The organism is Pseudomonas sp. SK2 (assembly GCF_016772395.1).
GTDB lineage: Bacteria > Pseudomonadota > Gammaproteobacteria > Pseudomonadales > Pseudomonadaceae > Aquipseudomonas > Aquipseudomonas taiwanensis.
Genome location: NZ_CP061944.1, coordinates 448,663 through 472,425, shown reverse-complemented (window position 1 = coordinate 472,425; position 23,763 = coordinate 448,663). Strand labels below are relative to the sequence as shown.

General features: G+C 63.5%; 26 protein-coding genes. 19 read left to right on the top strand and 7 right to left on the bottom strand.

Going from position 1 to position 23,763, the window contains the following annotated elements; translation table 11 throughout:
• Nucleotides 1-8: 8 nt before the first annotated feature.
• Genes IF103_RS02075 through IF103_RS02060 form a run of 4 tightly spaced genes read right to left on the bottom strand, consistent with a single transcriptional unit; the run spans nucleotide 9 to nucleotide 3,446 of the window.
• The gene (locus IF103_RS02075) at nucleotides 9-2,069 is read right to left on the bottom strand and encodes a methyl-accepting chemotaxis protein (protein ID WP_023378339.1); all 2,061 of its coding nucleotides are present in this window, start codon (nucleotides 2,067-2,069) and stop codon (nucleotides 9-11) included.
• Nucleotides 2,070-2,080: 11 nt separating this feature from the next.
• A complete protein-coding gene (locus IF103_RS02070; RefSeq protein WP_202675830.1) occupies nucleotides 2,081-2,635 on the bottom strand; it encodes a chemotaxis protein CheW in 555 nt (184 codons plus the stop codon).
• Nucleotides 2,632-2,997, bottom strand: coding sequence for a twitching motility response regulator PilH (gene pilH, locus IF103_RS02065; protein ID WP_023378337.1), 366 nt, complete (start codon nucleotides 2,995-2,997; stop codon nucleotides 2,632-2,634). The genes IF103_RS02070 and pilH overlap by 4 nt, the downstream gene beginning before the upstream one ends.
• Before the next feature lie 47 nt (nucleotides 2,998-3,044).
• Entirely contained in the window at nucleotides 3,045-3,446 is a 402-nt protein-coding gene (locus IF103_RS02060; protein ID WP_023378336.1) for a response regulator, read from the bottom strand.
• Between the two features lie 265 nt (nucleotides 3,447-3,711).
• Here IF103_RS02060 and gshB point away from each other — a divergent pair, with 265 nt between their 5' ends.
• From gshB to IF103_RS01990, 14 genes are all read left to right on the top strand, one after another.
• Nucleotides 3,712-4,665 carry a glutathione synthase gene (gshB, locus tag IF103_RS02055; RefSeq protein WP_023378335.1) on the top strand — a complete coding sequence of 318 codons (954 nt, stop codon included), beginning with the start codon at nucleotides 3,712-3,714 and terminating at the stop codon, nucleotides 4,663-4,665.
• Between the two features lie 91 nt (nucleotides 4,666-4,756).
• A complete protein-coding gene (locus IF103_RS02050; RefSeq protein WP_104882261.1) occupies nucleotides 4,757-5,662 on the top strand; it encodes an energy transducer TonB in 906 nt (301 codons plus the stop codon).
• A gap of 488 nt (nucleotides 5,663-6,150) precedes the next feature.
• Nucleotides 6,151-6,720, top strand: coding sequence for a YqgE/AlgH family protein (locus IF103_RS02045; protein ID WP_023378333.1), 570 nt, complete (start codon nucleotides 6,151-6,153; stop codon nucleotides 6,718-6,720).
• Nucleotides 6,720-7,145, top strand: coding sequence for a Holliday junction resolvase RuvX (ruvX, locus tag IF103_RS02040; RefSeq protein WP_023378332.1), 426 nt, complete (start codon nucleotides 6,720-6,722; stop codon nucleotides 7,143-7,145). Before IF103_RS02045 ends, ruvX begins: the two co-directional genes overlap by 1 nt.
• Nucleotides 7,146-7,193: 48 nt before the next feature.
• The gene (pyrR, locus tag IF103_RS02035) at nucleotides 7,194-7,712 is read left to right on the top strand and encodes a bifunctional pyr operon transcriptional regulator/uracil phosphoribosyltransferase PyrR (protein ID WP_023378331.1); all 519 of its coding nucleotides are present in this window, start codon (nucleotides 7,194-7,196) and stop codon (nucleotides 7,710-7,712) included.
• Between the two features lie 12 nt (nucleotides 7,713-7,724).
• Nucleotides 7,725-8,729, top strand: a complete 1,005-nt coding sequence (locus tag IF103_RS02030) for an aspartate carbamoyltransferase catalytic subunit (RefSeq protein ID WP_027907939.1) — start codon at nucleotides 7,725-7,727, stop codon at nucleotides 8,727-8,729.
• Nucleotides 8,726-9,997 carry a dihydroorotase gene (locus IF103_RS02025; protein WP_023378329.1) on the top strand — a complete coding sequence of 424 codons (1,272 nt, stop codon included), beginning with the start codon at nucleotides 8,726-8,728 and terminating at the stop codon, nucleotides 9,995-9,997. The genes IF103_RS02030 and IF103_RS02025 overlap by 4 nt, the downstream gene beginning before the upstream one ends.
• Nucleotides 9,998-10,210: 213 nt before the next feature.
• A complete protein-coding gene (gene hslV, locus IF103_RS02020) occupies nucleotides 10,211-10,741 on the top strand; it encodes an ATP-dependent protease subunit HslV (protein ID WP_023378328.1) in 531 nt (176 codons plus the stop codon).
• Nucleotides 10,742-10,817: 76 nt separating this feature from the next.
• Nucleotides 10,818-12,161 (top strand): ATP-dependent protease ATPase subunit HslU, encoded by a 1,344-nt coding sequence (gene hslU, locus IF103_RS02015; protein ID WP_023378327.1) that lies wholly within the window; start codon nucleotides 10,818-10,820, stop codon nucleotides 12,159-12,161.
• A 143-nt stretch (nucleotides 12,162-12,304) separates the two neighbouring features.
• Nucleotides 12,305-12,682 carry a gamma-butyrobetaine hydroxylase family protein gene (locus IF103_RS02010; RefSeq protein ID WP_023378326.1) on the top strand — a complete coding sequence of 126 codons (378 nt, stop codon included), beginning with the start codon at nucleotides 12,305-12,307 and terminating at the stop codon, nucleotides 12,680-12,682.
• A 353-nt stretch (nucleotides 12,683-13,035) separates the two neighbouring features.
• Complete coding sequence (phaC, locus tag IF103_RS02005; RefSeq protein WP_023378325.1) at nucleotides 13,036-14,715, top strand: class II poly(R)-hydroxyalkanoic acid synthase; 1,680 nt, start codon at nucleotides 13,036-13,038, stop codon at nucleotides 14,713-14,715.
• A gap of 63 nt (nucleotides 14,716-14,778) precedes the next feature.
• Nucleotides 14,779-15,630 (top strand): poly(3-hydroxyalkanoate) depolymerase, encoded by an 852-nt coding sequence (gene phaZ, locus IF103_RS02000; RefSeq protein ID WP_023378324.1) that lies wholly within the window; start codon nucleotides 14,779-14,781, stop codon nucleotides 15,628-15,630.
• A 65-nt stretch (nucleotides 15,631-15,695) separates the two neighbouring features.
• Nucleotides 15,696-17,378: a class II poly(R)-hydroxyalkanoic acid synthase gene (gene phaC / locus IF103_RS01995; protein ID WP_023378323.1), complete on the top strand. Its 1,683-nt coding sequence runs from the start codon at nucleotides 15,696-15,698 to the stop codon at nucleotides 17,376-17,378.
• A gap of 13 nt (nucleotides 17,379-17,391) precedes the next feature.
• Nucleotides 17,392-18,006 carry a TetR/AcrR family transcriptional regulator gene (locus IF103_RS01990; RefSeq protein ID WP_023378322.1) on the top strand — a complete coding sequence of 205 codons (615 nt, stop codon included), beginning with the start codon at nucleotides 17,392-17,394 and terminating at the stop codon, nucleotides 18,004-18,006.
• Between the two features lie 92 nt (nucleotides 18,007-18,098).
• Here the strand turns inward: IF103_RS01990 and IF103_RS01985 are convergent, their stop codons facing one another.
• The 3 genes from IF103_RS01985 to IF103_RS01975 all read right to left on the bottom strand — a co-directional run bounded on the left by IF103_RS01985 (nucleotide 18,099) and on the right by IF103_RS01975 (nucleotide 19,732).
• On the bottom strand, nucleotides 18,099-18,887 hold the full coding sequence (locus IF103_RS01985) for a phasin family protein (protein ID WP_104882264.1): 789 nt from the start codon (nucleotides 18,885-18,887) through the stop codon (nucleotides 18,099-18,101).
• A gap of 10 nt (nucleotides 18,888-18,897) precedes the next feature.
• Nucleotides 18,898-19,317: a phasin family protein gene (locus IF103_RS01980; protein ID WP_023378320.1), complete on the bottom strand. Its 420-nt coding sequence runs from the start codon at nucleotides 19,315-19,317 to the stop codon at nucleotides 18,898-18,900.
• A gap of 139 nt (nucleotides 19,318-19,456) precedes the next feature.
• Nucleotides 19,457-19,732 (bottom strand): polyhydroxyalkanoic acid system family protein, encoded by a 276-nt coding sequence (locus tag IF103_RS01975; RefSeq protein WP_023378319.1) that lies wholly within the window; start codon nucleotides 19,730-19,732, stop codon nucleotides 19,457-19,459.
• A 123-nt stretch (nucleotides 19,733-19,855) separates the two neighbouring features.
• Between IF103_RS01975 and ubiE the strand changes: the two genes are divergently transcribed.
• The 5 genes from ubiE (at nucleotide 19,856) to IF103_RS01950 (ending at nucleotide 23,668) form a co-directional block, all read left to right on the top strand.
• The gene (gene ubiE, locus IF103_RS01970; protein WP_023378318.1) at nucleotides 19,856-20,626 is read left to right on the top strand and encodes a bifunctional demethylmenaquinone methyltransferase/2-methoxy-6-polyprenyl-1,4-benzoquinol methylase UbiE; all 771 of its coding nucleotides are present in this window, start codon (nucleotides 19,856-19,858) and stop codon (nucleotides 20,624-20,626) included.
• Nucleotides 20,626-21,249: a ubiquinone biosynthesis accessory factor UbiJ gene (locus IF103_RS01965; RefSeq protein WP_027907938.1), complete on the top strand. Its 624-nt coding sequence runs from the start codon at nucleotides 20,626-20,628 to the stop codon at nucleotides 21,247-21,249. Before ubiE ends, IF103_RS01965 begins: the two co-directional genes overlap by 1 nt.
• Nucleotides 21,246-22,865, top strand: a complete 1,620-nt coding sequence (ubiB, locus tag IF103_RS01960; protein WP_023378316.1) for a ubiquinone biosynthesis regulatory protein kinase UbiB — start codon at nucleotides 21,246-21,248, stop codon at nucleotides 22,863-22,865. Before IF103_RS01965 ends, ubiB begins: the two co-directional genes overlap by 4 nt.
• Before the next feature lie 73 nt (nucleotides 22,866-22,938).
• On the top strand, nucleotides 22,939-23,331 hold the full coding sequence (gene hisI / locus IF103_RS01955) for a phosphoribosyl-AMP cyclohydrolase (protein WP_023378315.1): 393 nt from the start codon (nucleotides 22,939-22,941) through the stop codon (nucleotides 23,329-23,331).
• Between the two features lies 1 nt (nucleotide 23,332).
• Entirely contained in the window at nucleotides 23,333-23,668 is a 336-nt protein-coding gene (locus tag IF103_RS01950) for a phosphoribosyl-ATP diphosphatase (protein WP_023378314.1), read from the top strand.
• Nucleotides 23,669-23,763 lie beyond the last annotated feature (95 nt).

The following is a 23,763-nucleotide window of genomic DNA, read 5'->3' as shown; positions in this document are numbered from 1 at the left end:
ACAACTCCTCAGCGTGGCTCGGCAGGTGCCGGCAAGGTGAAGCCGGACACCGAGCGACGCATCTCGCTGGCCATGCGAGCCAGGTGGCGGATACTGTCGGCGGTCGCCCCAGAGCCTGCGGAGGTCTGCGCGGTAATTTGCTGAATCACCGCCATGGTGTGGGAAATCTGACCAGCCGACGACGTCTGCAACTGGGCGGCATCGGAAATGCTGTGGATCAGCTCGGCAAGGTTCTGCGACACGCCTTCGATCTCAGCCAGTGCTACCCCGGCATCCTGCGCCAGGCGCGCGCCGCGCACCACTTCGGCGGTGGTCTGTTCCATCGAGATGACCGCTTCGTTGGTATCGGCCTGAATGGTGCGTACCAAGGCCTCGATCTGCCGCGTTGCCGAGGAGGAGCGCTCCGCCAGGCGCTGCACCTCGTCGGCGACCACGGCAAAGCCGCGACCGGCTTCGCCCGCCAGCGATGCCTGGATTGCCGCGTTAAGGGCAAGGATGTTGGTCTGGTCGGCAATGTCGTCGATCAGGCTGACGATATCACCGATCTCCTGGGAGGACTCGCCAAGCCGCTTGATCCGCTTGGCGGTGTCCTGGATCTGCTCGCGGATGTTGTCCATGCCGTTGATGGTGTTGTGCACCACCTCATTGCCTTTGTTGGCGATGGCCACCGACCGTTCGGCTACCTTGGCCGACTCGTAGGCATGGGCCGATACCCGGTCGATCGACTCGACCATGTCGCCCACCGCCAGCGACGCCTCGCTGATCTGCTCGGCCTGATGCTCCGAAGCCTTGGCCAGCTGGCGCGCGGTGTTCTGGGTGTCCTGCACCGCCGCGGCGACCTGTTCGGCGCTGTGGTTGATGGTCGCGACCAGATCGCGGAGCTGGTCCACGGAATAGTTGATCGAGTCGGCGATGGCGCCGGTAAAGTCCTCGGTCACCGACACCGTCACGGTCAGGTCGCCGTCGGCCAGTTCTTCGATCTCATCGAGCAGGCGCATGATCGCCTGCTGGTTGCGCTCGTTCTTTTCTGCTGTTTCCTGCAACTGCCGATGCGTTGTCCGCACCATCACCAGGCCGATGAGGATGATCGAGGCCAGTGCAAGCAGACCCAGCACGTAACCGCCGACGGTGTCGAGGGTGCGCCCACTGGCCAGGTTCTCGAAGCTGTTGGCCAGGTGCGAGGCCTCGTCCAGCAAGGTTTGCGAGAGGCTGAAGATGTTGCTGGCAGCCTCGCGCACGCGGAACAGCTCGGGCGAAGTTTCAAGAATTTCGTCCACCGAACCGGCCACGAACTGGAACAGCTCGGCAATTTCGGCCAACCGCGCCCGCGCATCGGCGTCCTCCACGCGCGTGACCTGAATCGCCGGGTTGCCCCCGAGCATGCCTTCGAGCACCTGCCCGAACCGGCTGGCATCGCGACCAAAGGCGTCGGCAGCCTGGGCGGCCGTGTCATCACCCGCCAACACCGTGTTGACCGAACCGAGAATACGTTCGGCCAGCAACAACTGGCGCTGGGCGACCACCACCTGGTTGGCCGGGGCGCCGCTCTGCAGCAGGATCTCCACGACTTTTTCGTACTCGACCTGCAACTGCGGCACGGTCTCAGCCAGGGTTGCCGCTACCTGGTGCAGCGACAACACGGTCTGCTCGCTGGCCAGGATGGTATCGGTGTTCTTGCGCAGGTTTTCCCAGTCCTGGCGCACCGCCTCCATCTCGTCGCGCACCGCGACAGGCGCTGCAGGCAAGCCAGTGGACTTGTCACCTTCGCGCAAGTAGCTCCAGCGCCGCTCGAAGTCGTTGCGTGCATCGGACAGCAGCTTGAAAGCCAGGGCCTTGCCGGCGGCCGCCTCGGTGGCGTTCTTGGCGATGCGTTGGGACAGCACGCGCAACTCGCCAGCATGACCAATGTACTGCTTGTCGTGGTTGGACTGGGTGTTGAGGTAGGCGAAATTGGCGAACAGCAGGATGATCGACAGAATCAACACCACGAACAACACGGTGATCTGCGCGCTGCTGCGCGTGCGCTGGGTCACTGGGGGCGGAGTGACACTGGTGGCCGGCTTGTTCACGTTCGAAGGTCCTATAACGCCACATCGAGAAAGCCCGGGGCCTGGGCCAGGGCGAAAGGGCTGAAAATCGCCCAGTTGCGCTCGCGGGGGAAATGCCCCTGGACGAAACGCGTCGCAGCACGCAGCAACGGCTGGGGCGGCGACAGTTCAAGGCTGCTCAAGGCGAAGTGCTGCAGGCCCAGCACCTCGTCGACCAACAGCCCAACGAAGAGGTCTTCGTAGTCCAGCACCAGGACCCGACGCTGCTTGCCCGGAGCCGCCGGGCCGAGGCCGAAAAAGCTGCTCAGGTCCATGACCGGCAGCAACCGGCCACGCAGATTGGCCACACCGCATACCCACGGCTGCACGCCCGGCACCCGACTGCTGCGCGGCTCACGCAGCACTTCGGCGACTTCGCCCATGGGTGCTACGAACCATTGTCCGGCAATGCGAAAGCCGATGCCGCTCCACTGTTGCAGGCGGGTATCCTGCGGTGGCTGGTCAGCCACCAGCAAACGGCAGCGCCGGTCTATGTCCAGCAACAGCTCGAAAGCGGTGAGCGACGCGCCTTGCGGACGGGTGGTCAAGCGCCCAGCACCTCTTTGAGCTTGGCGATCAGTGCGTCTTCTTCCACGGGCTTGGTCAGGAAGTCACGGGCGCCCTGGCGCGTGGCCCAGATGCGGTCGGTTTCCTGGTCCTTGGTGGTGACCACGATCACCGGGATGGCGCTGGTTTCCGGGTCCTTGCTGAGCTGCCGGGTAGCCTGGAAACCATTCATGCCTGGCATGACGATGTCCATCAGCACCGCGTCGGGCTTTTCCTGGCGGGCCAAGGCGACACCATCGGCACCGTTGTTGGCCTTGAGCACCTGGTAGCCGCGTTTTTCAAGCCACTCGGTCAATCGGTACATCTCTGTCGGCGAATCGTCGACAATCAGAACTCGGGCCATGCTGGTTCCCCATCAGGACAATGAAAACGGCGCCATGGCGGGCGCGATCAGGGTGCGTGTTGTTCGGGCGCGGCGAAACCAGGGACATGCGCCCTGATCGCGTCGAGCAGCTCTTCCTTGCTGAAGGGTTTGGTCAGGAACTGGTCCGAGCCGACCACCCGGCCGCGAGCCTTGTCGAACAGGCCATCGCGGGACGACAGCAGAATGACCGGGATGTCCCTGTAGGCACTGTTGTGCTTGATCACGGCGCAGGTCTGATACCCGTCCAGACGCGGCATCAACACATCGACGAAGATGATCTGCGGTTGGTGGTCGACGATCTTGACCAGGGCATCGAAGCCGTCGCTGGCGGTGATCACCTCGCAGCCCGCTTCGCCGAGCAACATCTGCGCGGTGCGGCGGATCGTGCGTGAATCGTCGATCACCATCACCTTCAGGGGTTGTTCCATAAATGCCTACCAGTGGAAGTTAGCTGCAAGTGGTGCGGCCATCGCCGGCAAGCCGGCGCCTACACGGTGAGCGCAGGCTTGCCGGCGATGGGCTGTGCGCCCGCTGCGACACAGACGCCACAAAGTGCTTGCAGCTGCACTTTTAGCATACTCCGCAAGGCCATTCCATCTGCCGCGCCCCTTGACCAGCCGCGTTCCCGGCGCCACCCTGAGCCACTTTTCTTTCGATCCATCGCGGCCTCGGGCCGCCAAGAGGAACCACCCCATGAGCGTTCGCCTCGGCATTGTCATGGACCCCATCGCGTCCATCTCCTACAAGAAGGACAGTTCGCTGGCCATGCTGCTGGCCGCCCAGGCCCGTGGCTGGAGCCTGTTCTACATGGAACAGCGTGACCTGTACCTGGGTGCTGGCCAGGCCCGTGCGCAGATGCGCCCACTGAAGGTATTCGCCGACCCGGCCCGCTGGTTCGAGCTGGGTGAGGAGCAGGACAGCGCGCTGACCGATCTGGACGTGGTGCTGATGCGCAAGGACCCACCCTTCGACATGGAGTTCGTCTACAGCACCTACCTGCTGGAGCAGGCCGAGCGTGACGGCCTGCTGGTGGTCAACCGCCCGCAAAGCCTGCGCGACTGCAACGAAAAGCTCTTTGCCACGCAATTCCCGCAGTGCATGGCCCCGACCCTGGTCAGCCGTCGCGCCGACATCCTGCGCAAATTCGCGGCCACCCATGGCGACGTGATCCTCAAGCCGCTGGATGGCATGGGCGGCACTTCGGTATTCCGCCACCGCCCGGGCGACCCCAATCTCTCGGTGATCCTCGAGACCCTGACCCAGCACGGCGGCCAGCAGATCATGGCCCAGGCCTACCTGCCCCAGATCAAGGACGGCGACAAGCGCATCCTGATGATCGACGGCGAGCCGGTCGACTATTGCCTGGCGCGCATTCCGGCCAGTGGCGAAACCCGTGGCAACCTGGCCGCCGGCGGTCGTGGCGAAGCCCGCCCGCTGACCGAGCGCGACCGCTGGATCGCCGCCCAGGTGGGCCCGACCCTTCGAGAGAAGGGCCTACTGTTCGTCGGCCTGGATGTGATCGGCGACTACCTGACCGAAATCAACGTCACCAGCCCGACCTGCATCCGCGAGATCGATGCGGCCTACAACACGGACATCGGCGGCAAGCTGATGGACGCCATTGATCGCCAGTTGAAGACGCGCTGACCGCCGACACGCGGCAAATACGCGGAGTGGGGTATGATGCCGGTCCTTTACAACTGACCTGCTGCCCCGCCCCGCGGTTGCTGGATACCTGATGACGCTGCCTGCCGACATCCCCGCCGACCTGCTGCCACCCCGCGTTCGCCCGGTGGACCGGCTTGGCTTCACCCTGTTCCTGGCTGCCCTGGTTCACCTGGCGCTGATCCTTGGTGTGGGCTTCAGCGCCGTCGAACCGGCGCAGATCCGTCACACCATGGACATCACCCTGGCCACCTTCAAGAGCGAGAAGCCGCCGGAGAAGGCCGACTTCCAGGCACAGAACGACCAGCAAGGCAGCGGTACCCTGGACAAAAAGGCGGTCCCGAAGACCACCGAGGTTGCACCGTTCCAGGACAGCAAGATCAACAAGGTCACCCCTCCTCCAGCGGCGAAGCCTGACGTGGAGCCACCACCGGCGCCGCAAAAATCCGCAGTGGCCACCAAGGCGCCCAAACCGCAGAAGGTCGAGCCCAAGCCCAAGGAGAGCAAACCGCAGCCCAAGCCTGCGGTGCCCGCACCGGACTTCGACAGCTCGCAATTGTCCAGCCAGATCGCCAGCCTCGAGGCCGAGTTGTCCCACGAGCAGCAGCTGTATGCCAAACGCCCGCGCATCCACCGGCTCAACGCCGCCTCGACCATGCGCGACAAGGGCGCCTGGTACAAAGAGGAGTGGCGCAAGAAGGTCGAACGGGTGGGCAACCTCAACTACCCCGAAGAGGCGCGCCGGCAGCAGATCTACGGCAACTTGCGGATGATGGTGTCGATCAACCGCGATGGTTCGCTGTACGAGGTGCTGGTGCTGGAGTCATCCGGACAGCCAGTATTGGACCAGGCGGCGCAACGAATCGTGCGGCTGGCTGCGCCGTTTGCGCCGTTTACCGGGGATCTGGCGGAGTTCGATCGGCTGGAGATCATTCGGACCTGGCGATTTGCCCGTGGGGACCGGCTGTCCAGTAATTGATCGAGAGGGTACGGTCTGGGGCTTGTGGTGGGGCGTGAATCGAGCGCCGCTCGCGCTGCGCATCGCGAGCAAGGCTCGCTCCTACGCTTTGTTCGGGCCGGTCACGCCAGCGTAATTAGCACCCGCCCCTCCCCGTAGGAGCGAGCCTTGCTCGCGATGCGCCACACAAGCGGCGCTCAATCCCACAAACGCCAGCTTGTTCCGGGCCAGTCACGCCAGCATAACTTGCACCCGACACCGCTCCCCCCTCGTAGGAGCGAGCCTTGCTCGCGATGCGCCGCACAAGCGGCGCTCAATCCCACAAACGCCAGCTTGTTCCGGGCCAGTCACGCCAGCATAACTTGCACCCGACACCGCTCCCCCCCTCGTAGGAGCGAGCCTTGCTCGCGATGCGCCGCACAAGCGGCGCTCAATCCCACAAACGCCAAAAACCTCCCGACATACAGAGCACCTTGTCAGTCTCGCCACCTGGCGCCACACTATCTCCCATGAAAACCCTCACTCCGAGCTACCTCAAGCACCAGTTCCTGATCGCCATGCCACACATGACCGATCCGAACTTTGCCCAGACCCTCACGTACATCGTCGAGCATAACGCCAATGGCGCCATGGGCCTGGTGGTCAACCGACCTCAGGAGCTGAACCTGGCCGACATTCTCGAGCAGTTGCGCCCGGACGAGGAGCCACCGGCCAGCACCTTGCAGGTGCCGATCTACCAAGGCGGCCCGGTGCAGACCGACCGAGGGTTCGTCCTGCACACCAACGAATGCAGCTTCCAGGCCACCGTCGCCCTCGACGGCCTGTCGCTGACCACTTCGCAGGACGTGCTGCTGGCCATCGCTGCCGGGGTGGGCCCTAAACAGAGTCTAATCACCCTGGGCTACGCGGGCTGGGAAGCTGGCCAGCTGGAGGCCGAACTGGCCGACAACGCCTGGCTCAACTGCCCCTTCGACCCCGAGATCATCTTTGGCCTGGCCAGCGACCTGCGGCTTGATGCCGCCGCCGCCAGCCTGGGGATCAACCTCAATCTGCTGACCAGCCAGGCGGGCCACGCCTGATGGCCGAACTTCGCCTGCTGCTGGGCTTCGACTACGGCAGTAAACAAATTGGCGTGGCAGTGGGCCAAGTGATCACCGGACAAGCCCGCGAGCTATGTGTGCTCAAGGCGCAGAACGGCGTACCGGACTGGAACCAGGTGGAGAAGCTGATCAAGGAATGGAAACCCGACGCCATCGTCGTCGGCCTGCCGCTGAACATGGACGGCACGCCCAGCGACATGAGCGAGCGTGCTGAAAAGTTTGCCCGCCGCCTCAATGGCCGCTTCAACCTGCCCGTGCACACCCACGATGAACGCCTGACTACCTTTGAAGCCAAAGGCGAGCAGATGGCCCGTGGCGGCCGGCACGGCAGCTACCGCGACAACCCGGTCGATGCCATCGCCGCTGCCCTGCTGCTGCAAGGCTGGCTGGAGGCCAACACTTAAATCCGCTTTGCCGCCGGGCCAACCCGGCGCCCTCCCAAGGAGCACGCAATGAGCCTACCCAACCCCGCCGAGCTGATCCGGCAGATGGCTGTCGATCTTCGCGCCCATCTGGCCCGCCGCGCCATTACCGAACCCCGCTTCATCGGCATCCGCACGGGCGGTGTCTGGGTAGCCCAGGCCCTGCAGCAGGAAATGGGTGATAGCAGCCCATTGGGGACCCTGGATGTCTCGTTCTACCGTGACGACTTCAGCCAGAACGGCCTGCATCCGCAGGTGCGGCCGTCCGAGCTGCCGTTCGAGGTCGAAGGCCAGCATCTGGTGCTGATCGATGACGTGCTGATGAGCGGCCGCACCATCCGCGCCGCCCTCAACGAACTGTTCGACTACGGCCGCCCGGCCAGCGTGACACTGGTCTGCCTGGTCGATCTCGACGCCGGTGAACTGCCGATCCGTCCGAACGTGCTCGGTGCCACCCTGTCGCTGGCCCCCAATGAGCGGGTAAAATTGACCGGACCCGCACCGCTCGCACTCGAGCGCCAGGACCTCGCCACCGCTTCCGCCCTTTAAGAGTCCCCCGCGATGACGCCACTCGACGCCAAGCGCCCGCTGCAGCTCAATGATCAGGGCCAGCTGCGCCACTTCCTCTCGCTCGACGGTTTGCCCCGCGAACTGCTGACCGAGATCCTCGACACTGCCGACTCCTTCCTGGAAGTCGGCGCCCGGGCCGTCAAGAAAGTTCCTTTGCTGCGCGGCAAGACCGTGTGCAACGTGTTCTTCGAGAACTCCACCCGAACCCGCACCACCTTCGAACTGGCTGCCCAACGCCTGTCGGCTGACGTGATCAGCCTCAACGTATCGACCTCCTCGACCAGCAAGGGCGAGACCCTGTTCGACACCCTGCGCAACCTCGAAGCGATGGCCGCCGACATGTTCGTCGTACGCCACTCCGACTCCGGTGCCGCCCACTTCATCGCCGAGCATGTCTGCCCGGATGTCGCGGTGATCAACGGCGGTGACGGCCGCCATGCACACCCCACCCAGGGCATGCTCGACATGCTCACCATCCGCCGTCACAAAGGCAGCTTCGAGAACCTTTCGGTGGCCATCGTCGGCGATATCCTGCATTCGCGGGTCGCCCGCTCCGACATGCTGGCGCTCAAGGCCCTGGGCTGCCCGGACATCCGCGTGGTCGGCCCGAAAACCCTGATTCCGATCGGCATCGAGCAATACGGCGTGAAGGTCTACACCGACCTCGCCGAAGGCCTGAAGGATGTCGACGTGGTGATCATGCTGCGCCTTCAGCGCGAGCGCATGGCCGGTGGCCTGCTGCCCAGCGAAGGCGAGTTCTACCGTTTGTTCGGCCTGACCACCGCTCGTCTGGCCACCGCCAAGCCCGACGCCATCGTCATGCACCCGGGGCCGATCAACCGCGGCGTGGAAATCGAGTCGGCAGTGGCCGATGGCAAACACTCGGTGATCCTCAATCAGGTCACCTACGGCATCGCCGTGCGCATGGCCGTGCTGTCCATGGCCATGAGCGGGCAGAACGCGCAACGTCAACTCGACCAGGAGAACGCCCAGTGACCATCAGTATTCTCGGCGCCCGGGTCATCGATCCCAAGACTGGCCTGGACCAGGTCACCGACCTGCACCTGGACGGTGGCCGCATCGCCGCCATCGGGGCGGCACCGGCAGGTTTCAGCGCCAGCCGCACGATCCAGGCCGACGGCCTGGTCGCCGCGCCCGGCCTGGTAGACCTGGGTGTTTCGCTGCGCGAACCGGGCTACAGCCGCAAAGGCAACATTGCCAGTGAAACCCGTGCGGCCGTGGCTGGCGGCGTGACCAGCCTGTGCTGCCCGCCACAAACCCGCCCAGTGCTGGACACTTCGGCGGTGGCCGAACTGATCCTCGACCGCGCGCGCGAGGCAGGCAACAGCAAGGTCTACCCCATCGGCGCCCTGACCAAAGGCCTGGAAGGCGAGCAACTGGCCGAGCTGGTGGCCCTGCGCGACACCGGTTGCGTAGCCTTCGGCAACGGCCTCAAGGAAATCCCCAACAACCGCACCCTGGCTCGTGCCTTGGAGTACGCCGCCACCTTCGACCTGACAGTGGTGTTCCACTCCCAGGACCGCGACCTGGCCCAAGGCGGCCTGGCTCACGAAGGCGCCATGGCCAGCTTCCTCGGCTTGCCGGGCATCCCGGAAACCGCCGAAACCGTTGCCCTGGCGCGCAACCTGCTGCTGGTCGAGCAGACCGGCGTGCGTGCGCACTTCACCCAGATCACCAGCGCCCGCGGCGCCCGGCTGATCGCCCAGGCGCAGCAGTTGGGGCTGCCGGTGACCGCTGACGTGGCACTGTACCAGTTGATTCTCACCGACGAATCGCTGCGAGATTTCTCCAGCCTGTACCACGTACAACCGCCGCTGCGCACCGCCGCTGACCGCGATGGCCTGCGCGAGGCGGTCAAGTCGGGGGTGATCCAGGCGATCTCCAGCCACCACCAACCCCACGAACGTGACGCCAAGCTGGCCCCCTTCGGCGCGACCGAGCCAGGCATCAGCAGCGTCGAGCTTTTGCTGCCACTGGCCATGACCCTGGTTGACGACGGCCTGCTGGATCTGCCGACCCTGCTGGCTCGCCTGACCAGTGGCCCGGCTGCAGCCCTGCGCCTGCCGGCCGGTGAGCTCAAAGCAGGCGGCGCGGCCGACCTGGTGCTGTTCGATCCCAAAGCGTCGACGGTTGCTGGCGAACAGTGGTTCTCCCGGGGTGAGAACTGTCCGTTCATCGGCCACTGCCTGCCGGGTGCGGTGCGTTATACCTTGGTCGATGGGCACCTCTGCCACGAGGCCTGAGTCAAGACATTCGCGGGCAAACCCGCTTCTACAGGGACACGGCTGTTTTCAAGGGCAGCGCAAGACCTGTAGGAGCGGGTTTACCCGCGAATGATCCGACACAGGCCTACCTGCCAAGCCTGACCATTCATCCCCCGCGGTTGAAATCCTTCCCCACACCCCCATATGAGTCTGCATCAGGCACTTTCGCCCCGCTGCGTGGAGACTCTCCCCTTGACCACCATCGTTTCTGTCCGCCGTAACGGCAAAGTCGTCATGGGCGGCGACGGCCAGGTATCCCTTGGCAACACCGTGATGAAAGGCAATGCCAAGAAGGTGCGCCGCCTGTACCACGGACAGGTCATCGCGGGCTTCGCTGGCGCCACTGCCGACGCCTTCACCCTGTTCGAGCGCTTCGAAGGCCAGCTGGAAAAGCACCAAGGCCATTTGATCCGCGCCGCCGTCGAGCTGGCCAAGGAATGGCGTACCGACCGCTCCCTGAGCCGCCTGGAAGCCATGCTGGCCGTCGCCAACAAGGACGCCTCCCTGATCATCACCGGCAACGGCGACGTAGTCGAACCCGAAGATGGCCTGATCGCCATGGGTTCCGGCGGCGCCTACGCCCAGGCCGCAGCCCGCGCCCTGCTGGACAAGACCGACCTTTCGGCGCGCGAGATCGCCGAATCCGCCCTGAACATCGCCGCCGACATCTGCGTGTTCACCAACCATAACCTGACCATCGAGGAGCAGGACCTGGCCGAGTAATCAGTTGTTCTGGCGCCCCCTCCCGGTGATGGGGCTTTTCCACACTGAACCACTCCGCCCAAGGACCGTTTTGACCATGTCCATGACCCCCCGCGAGATCGTCCACGAACTCAACCGCCACATCATCGGCCAGGACGACGCCAAGCGCGCCGTGGCGATCGCCCTGCGCAACCGCTGGCGGCGCATGCAGCTGCCCGCCGAGCTGCGCGCCGAGGTAACCCCGAAGAACATCCTGATGATCGGCCCTACCGGCGTCGGCAAGACCGAAATCGCCCGCCGACTGGCCAAGCTGGCCAACGCGCCGTTCCTCAAGGTCGAAGCTACCAAGTTCACCGAAGTGGGCTATGTGGGCCGCGATGTCGAATCGATCATCCGCGACTTGGCCGATGCCGCCCTGAAGATGCTGCGCGAGCAAGAGATCATCCGCGTGCGCCACCGCGCCGAAGACGCTGCCGAAGATCGCATCCTCGACGCACTGCTGCCGCAAGCCCGTGTCAGCAGCTTCGCCGAAGAGGCCGCACAGACCAGCACCGACTCCAACACCCGCCAGCTGTTCCGCAAGCGCCTGCGCGAAGGCCAGCTGGACGACAAGGAAATCGAGATCGAAGTGGCTGACTCCATGGGCGTCGAAATCGCCGCGCCGCCGGGCATGGAAGAGATGACCAACCAGCTGCAAAGCCTGTTCGCCAACATGGGCAAGGGCAAGCGCAAGTCGCGCAAGCTCAAGGTCAAGGAAGCGCTTAAGATGGTGCGCGACGAAGAGGCGAGCCGCCTGGTCAACGAGGAAGAGCTCAAGGCCAAGGCCCTGGAAGCGGTCGAACAGCACGGCATCGTGTTCATCGACGAAATCGACAAGGTGGCCAAGCGTGGCAACGTCGGCGGTGCCGATGTGTCCCGTGAAGGCGTGCAGCGCGACCTGCTGCCGCTGATCGAAGGCTGCACCGTCAATACCAAGCTGGGCATGGTCAAGACTGACCACATCCTGTTCATTGCCTCAGGTGCGTTCCACCTGAGCAAGCCAAGCGACCTGGTGCCCGAGCTGCAAGGCCGTCTGCCGATCCGCGTGGAGCTCAAGGCGCTGACCCCGGAAGACTTCGAGCGCATCCTGCAAGAGCCGCACGCATCGCTGACCGAGCAGTACGCCGCGCTGCTGAAAACCGAAGGCCTGAACATCGAGTTCGCCGCCGACGGCATCAAGCGCCTGGCCGAGATCGCCTACCAAGTCAACGAGAAGACCGAGAACATCGGTGCCCGTCGCCTGCACACCCTGCTCGAGCGCCTGCTCGAAGAGGTGTCGTTCAGTGCCGGCGATCTGGCCAGCGCCCATGACGAGACGCCGATCAAGATCGACGCAGCTTACGTCAATGGCCACCTGGGTGAGCTGGCGCAGAACGAAGACCTGTCGCGCTACATCCTGTAAGACTGGCAACTGCATCAAGGCTAAACCCGCCGCCATAGGATCACCCGTGAGCCTGTGGCGGTGGGTTTAGCCGCGAATGGGCCCTTGAATCCCTGCAGCGGAAGCTGGAAGCTAGCGATATCCGCGTCCGAGAGATTCGCCCCATGGCCCGCCTGCCCACCGCCATCAACCTGCACAAAGCTTCGAAAACCCTCAGCCTCACCTACGGCCCCGACGAGGTCTACCACCTGCCTGCCGAATTCCTGCGGGTGCACTCCCCCTCCGCCGAGGTCCAGGGCCACGGCAATCCCATCTTGCAATTTGGCAAGATCAACGTCGGTCTGGTCGGTTTGGAACCGGCGGGTCAATATGCACTGAAATTGACCTTCGACGACGGGCATGACAGTGGTTTGTTCACTTGGGAGTACCTCGAGCAACTGTGCCTGCGCCAGGAACAACTCTGGGCCGAGTACCTGGATGAACTGCACAAGGCCGGAAAATCCCGCGATCCCTCGGAATCCGTCGTCAAGCTGATGCTCTAGCTCAATGGCCGCACGCATTAGAGCGCATTTTCTAATCTCATCTGCTTGAATGCCTTAGTGACGACCCGCTACGGGTTGTCTTGCGCATTACATGAAAGTCGGGTAACCAATGGAGCTGGCAAGTTCCCTGCATCGCTATTCATGCGTTCGGGGGAGAGGCTGGTTGTTGTAGAGGTCGCGAGCGAAAGCAGGCTGTCTTCACACGCAGAATCCCCGCAGCTCATCACCGACACGCACCCGGTCGCAGTACCGCTGTTCCTTATCACTGGTCAACCGAGTAGTAGTACCGGGCTGTCGTCCGTGCACCTGTCACGGAAAACCGGTACGCGTCTCAGGACAACGGAGCGTCGTAGATGAGTAACAAGAACAACGATGAGTTGCAGCGGCAAGCCTCGGAAAACACCCTGGGGTTGAACCCGGTCATCGGCATTCGCCGCAAGGACCTGCTGAGCTCTGCTCGTACCGTACTGCGCCAGGCCGTGCGCCAACCCCTGCACAGTGCCAAGCACGTGGCGCATTTCGGCCTGGAATTGAAAAACGTGTTGCTGGGCAAGTCCGCCCTGAAACCCGAGAACGACGACCGTCGCTTCACCGATCCGGCCTGGAGCAACAACCCACTGTACCGTCGTTACCTGCAGACCTACCTGGCCTGGCGCAAGGAGCTGCACGACTGGATCGGTGAAAGCGACCTGTCCCCGCAAGACATCAGTCGCGGCCAGTTCGTCATCAACCTGATGACCGAAGCGATGGCGCCGACCAATACCCTGTCCAACCCGGCAGCAGTCAAACGCTTCTTCGAAACCGGCGGCAAGAGCCTGCTCGATGGCCTGTCCAATCTGGCCAAGGACCTCGTGCACAATGGCGGCATGCCCAGCCAGGTGAACATGAAGGCGTTCGAAGTCGGCAAGAACCTCGGCACCAGCGAGGGGGCGGTGGTGTACCGCAACGACGTGCTGGAGCTGATCCAGTACAGCCCGATCACCGAACAGGTGCACAGTCGCCCGCTGCTGGTGGTACCGCCGCAGATCAACAAGTTCTATGTCTTCGACCTGAGCCCGGAAAAGAGCCTGGCACGCTTCTGCCTGCGCTCCCAGCAGCAGACATTCATCATCAGCTGGCGCAACCCGACCAAGGCCCAGCGCGAATGGGGCCTGTCGACCTACATCGATGCGCTCAAGGAGGCGGTGGACGCCGTGCTGTCGATCACCGGCAGCAAGGACCTGAACATGCTCGGCGCCTGCTCCGGCGGCATCACCTGCACCGCGCTGGTCGGGCACTACGCCGCACTGGGTGAGAAGAAGGTCAATGCCCTGACCTTGCTGGTCAGTGTGCTGGACACCACGGTGGACAATCAGGTCGCGCTGTTCGTCGACGAGCAGACCCTCGAGTCGGCCAAGCGCCACTCCTACCAGGCCGGCGTGCTCGAAGGCAGCGACATGGCCAAGGTCTTCGCCTGGATGCGCCCCAACGACCTGATCTGGAACTACTGGGTCAACAACTACCTGCTGGGCAACGAGCCACCGGTGTTCGACATCCTGTTCTGGAACAACGACACCACGCGCCTGCCGGCCGCCTTCCACGGCGACCTCATCGAGATGTTCAAGAACAACCCGCTGACCCGCCCCGACGCGCTGGAAGTGTGCGGCACAGCCATCGACCTGAAACAGGTCAAATGCGATATCTATAGCCTTGCCGGTACTGCCGACCACATCACGCCATGGCAGTCATGCTACCGCTCGGCGCATCTGTTCGGTGGCAAGATCGAGTTCGTGCTTTCCAGCAGCGGCCATATCCAGAGCATTCTCAACCCGCCGGGCAACCCCAAGGCGCGCTTCATGACCGGTGCCGACCGCCCCGGCGACCCACTGGCCTGGCAGGAAAACGCCACCAAGCACGCCGACTCCTGGTGGCTGCACTGGCAAAGCTGGCTGGGCGAGCGTGCAGGCGAGCTCAAGAAAGCACCGACGCGCCTTGGCAACCGCACCTACGCTGCCGGGGAGGCATCGCCAGGCACCTACGTCCACGAACGTTAAGTTGCACAGCCGTGGCCACCGAGCGGTGAGCCACGGCGCTACTTTCACCACAGAGTCACGCGCATGCCGCAACCTTACATATTCAGGACTGTCGAGCTGGACAACCAGTCCATCCGCACCGCCGTCCGACCAGGCAAGCCGCACTTGACGCCGTTGCTGATATTCAATGGCATCGGTGCCAACCTGGAACTGGTGTTTCCGTTCATCGAGGCCCTGGACCCAGACCTGGAAGTCATCGCCTTCGATGTGCCCGGCGTCGGAGGTTCCTCGACCCCACGCCACCCCTATCGCTTTCCCGGCTTGGCCAAGCTTACCGCACGCATGCTCGACTACCTCGACTATGGCCAAGTCAACGTCATCGGAGTGTCCTGGGGCGGAGCGCTTGCCCAGCAATTCGCTCATGACTACCCCGAGCGCTGCAAGAAACTGGTGCTGGCGGCGACTGCCGCGGGCGCGGTGATGGTGCCAGGCAAGCCCAAGGTGTTGTGGATGATGGCCAGTCCCCGGCGCTACGTGCAGCCTTCCCATGTAATCCGCATCGCACCGTTGATCTACGGCGGCGGTTTTCGCCGCGACCCTGAACTGGCCATGCACCATGCCGCCAAGGTTCGCTCCGGCGGCAAGATGGGCTACTACTGGCAACTGTTCGCGGGGCTTGGCTGGACCAGCATTCACTGGCTGCACAAGATCAGCCAGCCCACGCTGGTACTGGCAGGCGACGACGACCCACTGATCCCGCTGATCAACATGCGTTTGCTGGCCTGGCGAATTCCCAACGCCGAGCTACACATAATCGACGATGGCCACCTGTTCCTGATTACACGGGCAGAAGCCGTGGCCCCGATCATCATGAAGTTCCTCCACGAAGAACGCCAACGGGCAGTCATGCACCCTCGGCCCGCCTCTGGTGGCTGAGCAGCGCGCTGCGCTCTTGTTTGTACGGCGTGAAGGTGAGAACGGTTCAACGAGGGAGTGTTGACATGAAAGAGAAACCGGAAAGAGGGACGATCCACGCTCCCGTGAGCAGCATGAACGTGCAGAGCGCCATCGTCGGCCTGCGTGGTCGCGACCTGATTTCCACCCTGCGCCATGTCGGGCGCCATGGCCTGCGCAACCCGCTGCATACCGCACGCCACCTGCTGGCCTTGGGTGGCCAGCTGGGACGGGTGATGCTCGGCGATACGCCCAACCAGCCCAACCCCCGCGATAACCGCTTCAGCGATCCGACCTGGAGCCAGAATCCGCTCTACAGTCGTGGCCTGCAAGCCTACCTGGCCTGGCAGAAGCAAACCCGCCTCTGGATCGAAGACAGTTCACTGTCCGATGACGACCGGGCTCGCGCGCAGTTTCTGTTCACCTTGATCAACGATGCCCTGGCGCCAAGCAACTCGCTGCTCAACCCGCTGGCGGTGAAAGAACTGCTCAATACTGGCGGCCAAAGCCTGTTAAGGGGCGTGTCCCACCTGCTCGACGACCTGCGCCACAACGACGGTCTGCCACGCCAGGTCGACGAACGCGCCTTCGAAGTCGGCGGCAACCTGGCTTCGACCCCGGGCGCAGTGGTGTTTCGCAATGAGCTGCTGGAGCTGATCCAGTACAAGCCAATGAGCGAGAAGCAGCATGCACGGCCACTACTGGTGGTGCCGCCGCAGATCAACAAGTTCTACATCTTCGACCTGGGGCCGACCAACAGCTTCGTCCAGTACATGCTCAAGAATGGTCTGCAGGTATTCATGATCAGCTGGCGCAACCCCGACCCACGCCACCGCGAATGGGGGCTGTCCACCTACGTCCAGGCCGTCGAAGAAGCGCTCAATGCCTGCCGCAGTATCAGCGGCAACCGTGACCCCAACCTGATGGGCGCCTGCGCGGGTGGCCTGACCATGGCGGCGTTGCAGGGCCACCTGCAAGCCAAGCATCAGTTGCGCCGGGTACGCAGCGCGACTTACCTGGTCAGCCTGCTCGACAGCAAGTTCGACAGCCCGGCCAGCCTGTTCGCAGACGAGCAGACCATCGAGGCAGCCAAACGCCGCTCGTACCAACGTGGCGTCCTCGATGGCGCCGAGGTAGCGCGGATCTTCGCCTGGATGCGGCCCAACGACCTGATCTGGAACTACTGGGTCAACAACTATCTGCTCGGCAAGGCCCCACCGGCCTTCGACATCCTCTACTGGAACGCCGACAGCACGCGCCTACCCGCCGCGCTGCATGGCGACCTGCTGGACTTCTTCAAACACAATCCACTGACCCACCCTGCGGGGCTGGAAGTGTGTGGCACGCCCATCGACCTCAAGCAGGTCGATCTCGACAGTTTTACCGTGGCTGGCAGCAACGACCACATCACCCCGTGGGACGCGGTGTACCGATCGGCGTTGCTGCTGGGGGGCGAGCGGCGCTTCGTGCTGGCCAACAGCGGGCACATCCAGAGCATCATCAACCCGCCTGGCAACCCCAAGTCCTACTACCTGGACAACCCAAAGCTCTCCAGCGACCCTCGCGCCTGGTTCCATGACGCCAAGCGCAGCGATGGCAGCTGGTGGCCGCTGTGGCTGGAATGGATCACACCGCGTTCCGGCCCGCTCAAGGCCCCGCGCCTGGAGCTAGGCAACAGCACCTATCCACCGCTGGGCCCCGCGCCAGGCAGCTACGTACTGGCACGCTGAGCACCTTGACCGGATGAAGACCCGCGACCGTATCCTCGAATGCGCCCTGCAGTTGTTCAACCAGCAGGGCGAACCCAATGTCTCGACCCTTGAGATCGCCAACGAACTGGGCATCAGTCCCGGCAACCTGTACTACCACTTCCATGGCAAGGAGCCACTGGTGATTGGGTTGTTCGAGCGCTTCGAAGAGGAACTGCTGCCGCTGCTCGATCCTCCGCTGGATGTACGTCTGGACGCCGAGGACTATTGGCTGTTCCTGCACCTGATCGTCGAGCGCATGGCCCAGTACCGGTTTCTGTTCCAAGACTTGTCGAATCTGATCGGACGCTTACCGAAGCTGGCCCGTGGCATCCGCAGCCTGATCAATGCCCTCAAGCGCACGCTCGCTGCCTTGCTGGCCAGCCTCAAGGCCCAGGGGCAGGTCGTCAGCGAAACGCAGGCGCTGGGGCAACTGGTGGAACAGATCACCCTGACCTTGATGTGTTCGCTGGATTACCAGCGGGTACTAGGCCGGGAAGGCGATGTGGGGATCGTGGTCTACCAGGTGATGATGCTAGTGGCGCCGCATCTGCAGCCACCCGCGCGCGTGGCGGCGGAACAGTTGGCGGTGCGGTATCTGGAAGGATGAAAGCGAGCACAAGGGTTGACGCGATCGCTGGCAAGCCGGCTCCTACGGTTCAGGTGTAGGCGCTGGCTTGCCGGCGATGGCACGGCGCGGTATCAGGCCTGGCCGACCACGCTCAGCGGCGCCGACGGCGTGCTGCTGGCCGCAGTGGCAGCAGGCGCCGGAGCGGCGGTAGCGGCCGGAGCAGCGCTCGCAGCGGGTGCTGCTGGCTTAGCGGCGGCCGGTTTGGCCGGGGCCTTCTTCGCTGCCGGTTTCTTCGCGGCAGCAGGCTTGGCGGCCGCAGGCTTGGTAGCCGGCTTCGCTGCTGGCTTGGCTGCTGCTGGTTTGGCAGCTGCTGGTTTGGCTGCAGCGGTCTTGGCGGCGGGTTTGGCAGCTACGGTTTTCGCCGCAGGCTTGGCAGCAGCCTTGGCCAACGGCTTGGCCGCTGTCTTGGTTGCGGAAGCCTTGCTGGCCGCGCTACGGGAGGAGATCGGGGTGACGGACGCACCAGTCAGTTTCTCGATCTGCTTGGTCAGACTGTCCACCTGCTGGTGCAGGGCCTTGATCTCGTTGCGGCTCGGCACGCCCAGACGCGAGATGGCACTGTTCAGGCGCTTGTCGAAGGCTTCCTCGAGCTCGCTCCACTTGCCCAAGGCACGGTCCTTGACGCCGGACACACGCGAGGTGGTGGTGGACTTGGCGCTTTCCGCCACGTCTTCAGCGGTCTTCTTGGCCTGCTTCTCAGCCTTCTCGCCGTCCTTCACCAGCGAGTCGAACAGCTTGGGGCCATCCTGGTCGATCTTCGAATAGATACCCAGGCCTGCCAGCCAGATCTTGCGGGAGTACTTTTCGATCCCGCCGATCCAGGAGCTGCTTTCTTTGTCGGTACTCTTCTTGCCAGCCATCCTGCTCTCCTTATGGTTTGTGCGCGACGCGCTCGAGCAGCTCATGAAGCTGTTCAAGCTTGATGGACAGCGCCTCAACGTCATGTTTAGACGGAATGCCGAGGCGATTCAAGGCGCGACCGACGCGTGCGTCGAAGGCCTTTTCGATTTTGTCGAGTTGAACTTCGACTTTGCCACGTACGCGACTCACTTCCTCGGTGGCCTCGTCGATGTGGCTGTTGGCGGCATCGAGCTCTTTGTCGATGCGCTTCTTGCCACGTTTCTCGACGCCTTCACCGGCTTTTACCAGCTCCTTGAAGTAATCGGAGCCTTCCTGGCCGACACGGGCGTAAGCGCCGATGCCCGCCAGCCAGATCTTGCGTGCGTAGCCGCGTACCTCGCCCAAGGTACCCAGGACTTCGTCCTTTTTCTTCACGTTCACTTTGGCCATGCTCTGTACCTCATGCTCATGAGTGGAGGGAGGATGAGCCCATGGGGGTGGGCTTGAGCATAAGGTAGGGGGTGAAATTAGAATCTTCACCCTAAGGTGGGGCGGTGGTACTGGCGAGGGCACCGCCCTGGCCGTGGAATCAGGCCAACGCCTTGTCCAGCGCCCGCTCGATCTCGCTTTTGATGGTGCTGCCCATGATCGACAGCATCATGCCCAGCTTCAGTTCGACCCGAATGGTGTCCTCGCCGATATGGACGCTGCCATTGGCGCCGCTGCGCGTCACATCGACGCGGTCACCGTTCCAGTTGGCCTTGAGGTCGTATTCGCGGGACAGCTTTTCCACCAGCGCTTGGGCCTTGGCGCGGGCGGCTTCGCGGCCGAGGGAGTGCTTGCGTTCAACGCTGATCTGGGTCATGGGGACGATCCTGGATATGAGACATGCTCGCCATTATGCCCGTCCCCTCCCCCAGGCACACCCCGCCAAGACAAATCCGTCCGTTCGCCCTAGAATGGCGGTAATTTTTTCCGGTGAAGCGATATGAACGACCAGCGCAAAGGCGAACACGCCGAACCCACCACCCATTTCGGCTACCAGGACGTGCCTGAAAGCCAAAAAGCGAAGAAGGTCGCCGAGGTGTTCCACTCGGTGGCGGCCAAGTACGACTTGATGAACGATGTGCTGTCCGGCGGCATGCACCGCCTGTGGAAGCGCTTCACCATCGAGCTGTCGGGCGTGCGCAGCGGCAACCGCGTGCTGGACATCGCTGGCGGGACCGGCGATCTGGCGGCCAAGTTTTCCCGTCTCGTGGGCCCTACCGGCCAGGTGGTGCTCGCCGACATCAACGAATCGATGCTCAAGGTCGGCCGCGACCGCCTGCTCGACCGTGGTGTTGCCGGCAACATCGAGTTCGTCCAGGCCGATGCCGAGAAGCTGCCGTTCCCCGACAACCACTTCGACTGCGTGACCATTGCCTTTGGTCTGCGTAACGTCACCCACAAGGACGAAGCCCTGCGTTCGATGCTGCGCGTGCTCAAGCCCGGTGGTCGCCTGTTGGTACTGGAGTTCTCCAAGCCGACCAACAAGCTGATGTCCAAGGCCTACGACGCCTACTCGTTCGCCTTCATGCCACTGGCCGGCAAGCTGATCACCAACGACTCGGAGAGCTATCGCTACCTGGCCGAGTCGATCCGCATGCACCCCGACCAGGAAACCCTGAAGGCCATGATGGTCGATGCCGGTTTCGACCGCGTCACCTACCACAACATGACCAGCGGTATCGTTGCCGTGCACCGGGGAATCAAGCCCTGATGTTGCTGGCCGGGCTGCTCGCCAGCGTGGAACATGGCCTGAACCGCGTCCTGCGCATGGACAGCACCGCCCTGCCGCGGCTGGCTGCGCTGGAAGGCAAGGTCATCGAAATCGACTGTCGCCAACCCGCCCTGCAGGTATTCATCCTGCCGGACGAGGAAGGCCTGATGCTCGCAGCCCACTGGGAGGGCGAGGTCGACTGCAGCCTTCGCGCCCCGGCGGGCAGCCTGGCCCAACTGGCTCTGGCCAAAGACAAGAACGCCGTGCTGCACAGCCCACAGGTCGAATTGCATGGTGACAGTGCCGTGCTGCTCGACCTGGTCGGGGTGCTGCAGGACCTGGAACTGGACTGGGAGTTCGAGCTGTCGCGCTGGCTGGGACCAGTGGCCACCTCGCTGCTCGCAGGCCACCTTCGTCTGCGCGCGCGCTGGACCCGCCAAGGCCTGACCCGCTTCAGCCAGAACCTGTCCGAGTACCTGGCCGAAGAGTCGCGCACCCTCGTGGGCAAGCGCGAAGCCGAAGCCGCCTTCAGCGAGCTCGACGCCCTTAAAGTCGACATCGAACGCCTCGAGGCGCGCCTCCAGCGCCTTTCCCGAACCCTTGATACCAGCGATAAAGCATGAAGCTGCTTGCCGTCCGCCGTCTGTTGCGCATCCAGCGCGTCGTGATCCGCTACCGCCTCGATGACCTGCTGTTCGACCTGCCCCTGCCCTGGTGGCTGATGAGCCTGCGCCTGCTGATGCCTTGGCGCTGGCTGCCGCGCAAGCCTTCCGAGCTCAGCCGTGGTGCGCGCCTGCGCCTGGCCTTGCAAGACCTGGGGCCGATCTTCATCAAGTTCGGCCAGTTGCTCTCCACCCGCCGCGACCTGCTGCCCACCGACATCGCCGACGAGCTGATGCTGCTGCAGGACCGTGTCCCGCCCTTCGACCCGAAAAAGGCCGTGGCCCTGATCGAAGAGCAACTGGGCGCCCGGGTCAGCGATGTGTTCAGTCGCTTCGATGTCGAGCCCCTGGCCTCGGCATCGGTGGCCCAGGTGCACGCCGCGCGCTTGAAAACCGGCGAAGAGGTGGTGGTCAAAGTGGTACGCCCCGGCCTCAAGCCGGTGATTGCCCAGGACCTGGCGTGGCTGTTCCTGATCGCCAAGGGCGCCGAACGGGTGTCGGCCGATGCGCGCCGCCTGCACCCGGTGGAAGTGGTCAGCGATTACGAAAAAACCATCTACGACGAGCTCGACCTGCTCCGCGAGGCGGCCAATGCCAGCCAGTTGCGGCGTAATTTCGAGGGCTCGGAGCTGATGTACGTGCCCCAGGTCTACTGGGACCTGTGCCGCCCGAAGGTGCTGGTGATGGAGCGCATCTATGGCGTACCGGTGACCGACATGGTGACCTTGGCCGACCAGCGTACCGACATGAAGATGCTGGCCGAACGGGGTGTCGAGGTGTTCTTCACCCAGGTGTTCCGCGACAGTTTCTTCCATGCCGACATGCACCCAGGCAACATCTTCGTCAGCACGGTCAAGCCGTGGAGCCCGCAGTACATTGCCATCGACTGCGGCATCGTCGGCAGCCTCACCGCCGAGGACCAGGACTACCTGGCGCGCAACCTGATCGCCTTCTTCAAGCGTGACTACCGCCGTGTCGCGCAATTGCACATCGACTCTGGGTGGGTACCGGCGCACACCAAGGTCAATGAGTTCGAAGCAGCTATCCGCACCGTATGCGAACCGATCTTCGAGAAGCCACTCAAGGACATTTCCTTCGGCCAGGTACTGATGCGCCTGTTCCAGACCGCACGGCGCTTCAACATGGAAGTGCAACCGCAACTGGTGCTGCTGCAGAAGACCTTGCTCAACATCGAGGGCTTGGGCCGTCAGCTGTACCCGGACCTGGACCTGTGGAGCACCGCCAAGCCGTACCTGGAGCGTTGGATGCGCGAGCGCATGAGCCCCAAGGCGGTTCTGGGCAACCTGCACAGCCAGGTCGAGCAACTGCCGCACCTGGCCGACATGACCCGCGACTTGCTCGAACGCCTGTCACAACCGCACCTGCACGATCCGCAGTTGCCGGAGCGTCGTCGCCAGGGCGACCGCTGGGCGCTGCGCCTGCTCGGTGCGGGACTGCTCGGCGGTGGCGCGGTGTTGGCGGTGGGCGCTGCCGAGACTGCCAGCCTGGCCGCCCCTGTCGCCTGGCCGGCCTGGTTGATGCTGGCCGCGGGGCTTTACCTGATCGTGCGCCAATAGCCAGCAGCGTGGCTGGCTGGCACACTAGCGCAAAGGGCTCGGCACAGGCGCGGGCCCGGTTTTGGAGTCGACGATGAAAGACTGGCTGGACGAGATCAAGTGGAACAGCGATGGCCTGGTACCGGCAATCGCCCAGGACCATAAGACCGGACGCGTGCTGATGATGGCCTGGATGAACCGCGAATCGCTGGCCCTGACCGCCGCCGAACAACGCGCTATCTACTGGTCGCGCTCACGTGGCAAGCTGTGGCGCAAGGGCGAGGAGTCGGGCCATGTGCAAAAGCTGCACGAAATGCGCCTGGACTGCGATGCCGATGTGATCATCCTGATGGTCGAGCAACTGGGCCATATCGCCTGCCATACCGGACGCGAAAGCTGCTTCTACCGCGTCTACGAAGACGGCCAGTGGAAAACCGTCGACCCGGTCCTGAAGGACCCGCACGCCATCTACAGCGCAGGACACTGACATGAGCGACACCCTGAACCGCCTGGCCGAAGTGCTTGAGCAACGCAAGCAAGCGGCCCCCGACAGCTCTTACGTGGCCAGCCTGTACCACAAGGGCCTGAACAAGATCCTTGAGAAACTTGGCGAAGAGTCCGTCGAAACCATCATCGCTGCAAAGGATGCTGCCGTCAGCAAGGATTACAGCGATGTCATCTATGAAACCGCCGACTTGTGGTTTCATAGCCTGGTGATGCTCAGTGCGCTGGGCCAGCATCCGCAAGCGGTGCTCGATGAGCTGGAGCGCCGTTTCGGTCTTTCCGGGCATGACGAGAAGGCCGCGCGTCAGCCTTCTGCCTGATACGTTTTCGAGGGCGCTTGGCGCGCCTATCGTGGGGGCGGGTTTACCCGCGAAGAGTGCAACGCGGTGCATCGCCCGGCTTAGCCGGTGTTCGC

Coding starts and splice junctions, on each gene's coding strand:
- pilH (WP_023378337.1), bottom strand. CDS start 2,997: ATGGCCCGAGTTCTGATTGTCGACGATTCGCCGACAGAGATGTACCGA.
- IF103_RS02060 (WP_023378336.1), bottom strand. CDS start 3,446: ATGGAACAACCCCTGAAGGTGATGGTGATCGACGATTCACGCACGATC.
- gshB (WP_023378335.1), top strand. CDS start 3,712: ATGAGCGTTCGCCTCGGCATTGTCATGGACCCCATCGCGTCCATCTCC.
- IF103_RS02050 (WP_104882261.1), top strand. CDS start 4,757: ATGACGCTGCCTGCCGACATCCCCGCCGACCTGCTGCCACCCCGCGTT.
- IF103_RS02045 (WP_023378333.1), top strand. CDS start 6,151: ATGAAAACCCTCACTCCGAGCTACCTCAAGCACCAGTTCCTGATCGCC.
- ruvX (WP_023378332.1), top strand. CDS start 6,720: ATGGCCGAACTTCGCCTGCTGCTGGGCTTCGACTACGGCAGTAAACAA.
- pyrR (WP_023378331.1), top strand. CDS start 7,194: ATGAGCCTACCCAACCCCGCCGAGCTGATCCGGCAGATGGCTGTCGAT.
- IF103_RS02030 (WP_027907939.1), top strand. CDS start 7,725: ATGACGCCACTCGACGCCAAGCGCCCGCTGCAGCTCAATGATCAGGGC.
- hslU (WP_023378327.1), top strand. CDS start 10,818: ATGTCCATGACCCCCCGCGAGATCGTCCACGAACTCAACCGCCACATC.
- IF103_RS02010 (WP_023378326.1), top strand. CDS start 12,305: ATGGCCCGCCTGCCCACCGCCATCAACCTGCACAAAGCTTCGAAAACC.
- phaC (WP_023378325.1), top strand. CDS start 13,036: ATGAGTAACAAGAACAACGATGAGTTGCAGCGGCAAGCCTCGGAAAAC.
- phaZ (WP_023378324.1), top strand. CDS start 14,779: ATGCCGCAACCTTACATATTCAGGACTGTCGAGCTGGACAACCAGTCC.
- phaC (WP_023378323.1), top strand. CDS start 15,696: ATGAAAGAGAAACCGGAAAGAGGGACGATCCACGCTCCCGTGAGCAGC.
- IF103_RS01990 (WP_023378322.1), top strand. CDS start 17,392: ATGAAGACCCGCGACCGTATCCTCGAATGCGCCCTGCAGTTGTTCAAC.
- IF103_RS01985 (WP_104882264.1), bottom strand. CDS start 18,887: ATGGCTGGCAAGAAGAGTACCGACAAAGAAAGCAGCTCCTGGATCGGC.
- IF103_RS01980 (WP_023378320.1), bottom strand. CDS start 19,317: ATGGCCAAAGTGAACGTGAAGAAAAAGGACGAAGTCCTGGGTACCTTG.
- IF103_RS01975 (WP_023378319.1), bottom strand. CDS start 19,732: ATGACCCAGATCAGCGTTGAACGCAAGCACTCCCTCGGCCGCGAAGCC.
- ubiE (WP_023378318.1), top strand. CDS start 19,856: ATGAACGACCAGCGCAAAGGCGAACACGCCGAACCCACCACCCATTTC.
- IF103_RS01965 (WP_027907938.1), top strand. CDS start 20,626: ATGTTGCTGGCCGGGCTGCTCGCCAGCGTGGAACATGGCCTGAACCGC.
- ubiB (WP_023378316.1), top strand. CDS start 21,246: ATGAAGCTGCTTGCCGTCCGCCGTCTGTTGCGCATCCAGCGCGTCGTG.
- hisI (WP_023378315.1), top strand. CDS start 22,939: ATGAAAGACTGGCTGGACGAGATCAAGTGGAACAGCGATGGCCTGGTA.
- IF103_RS01950 (WP_023378314.1), top strand. CDS start 23,333: ATGAGCGACACCCTGAACCGCCTGGCCGAAGTGCTTGAGCAACGCAAG.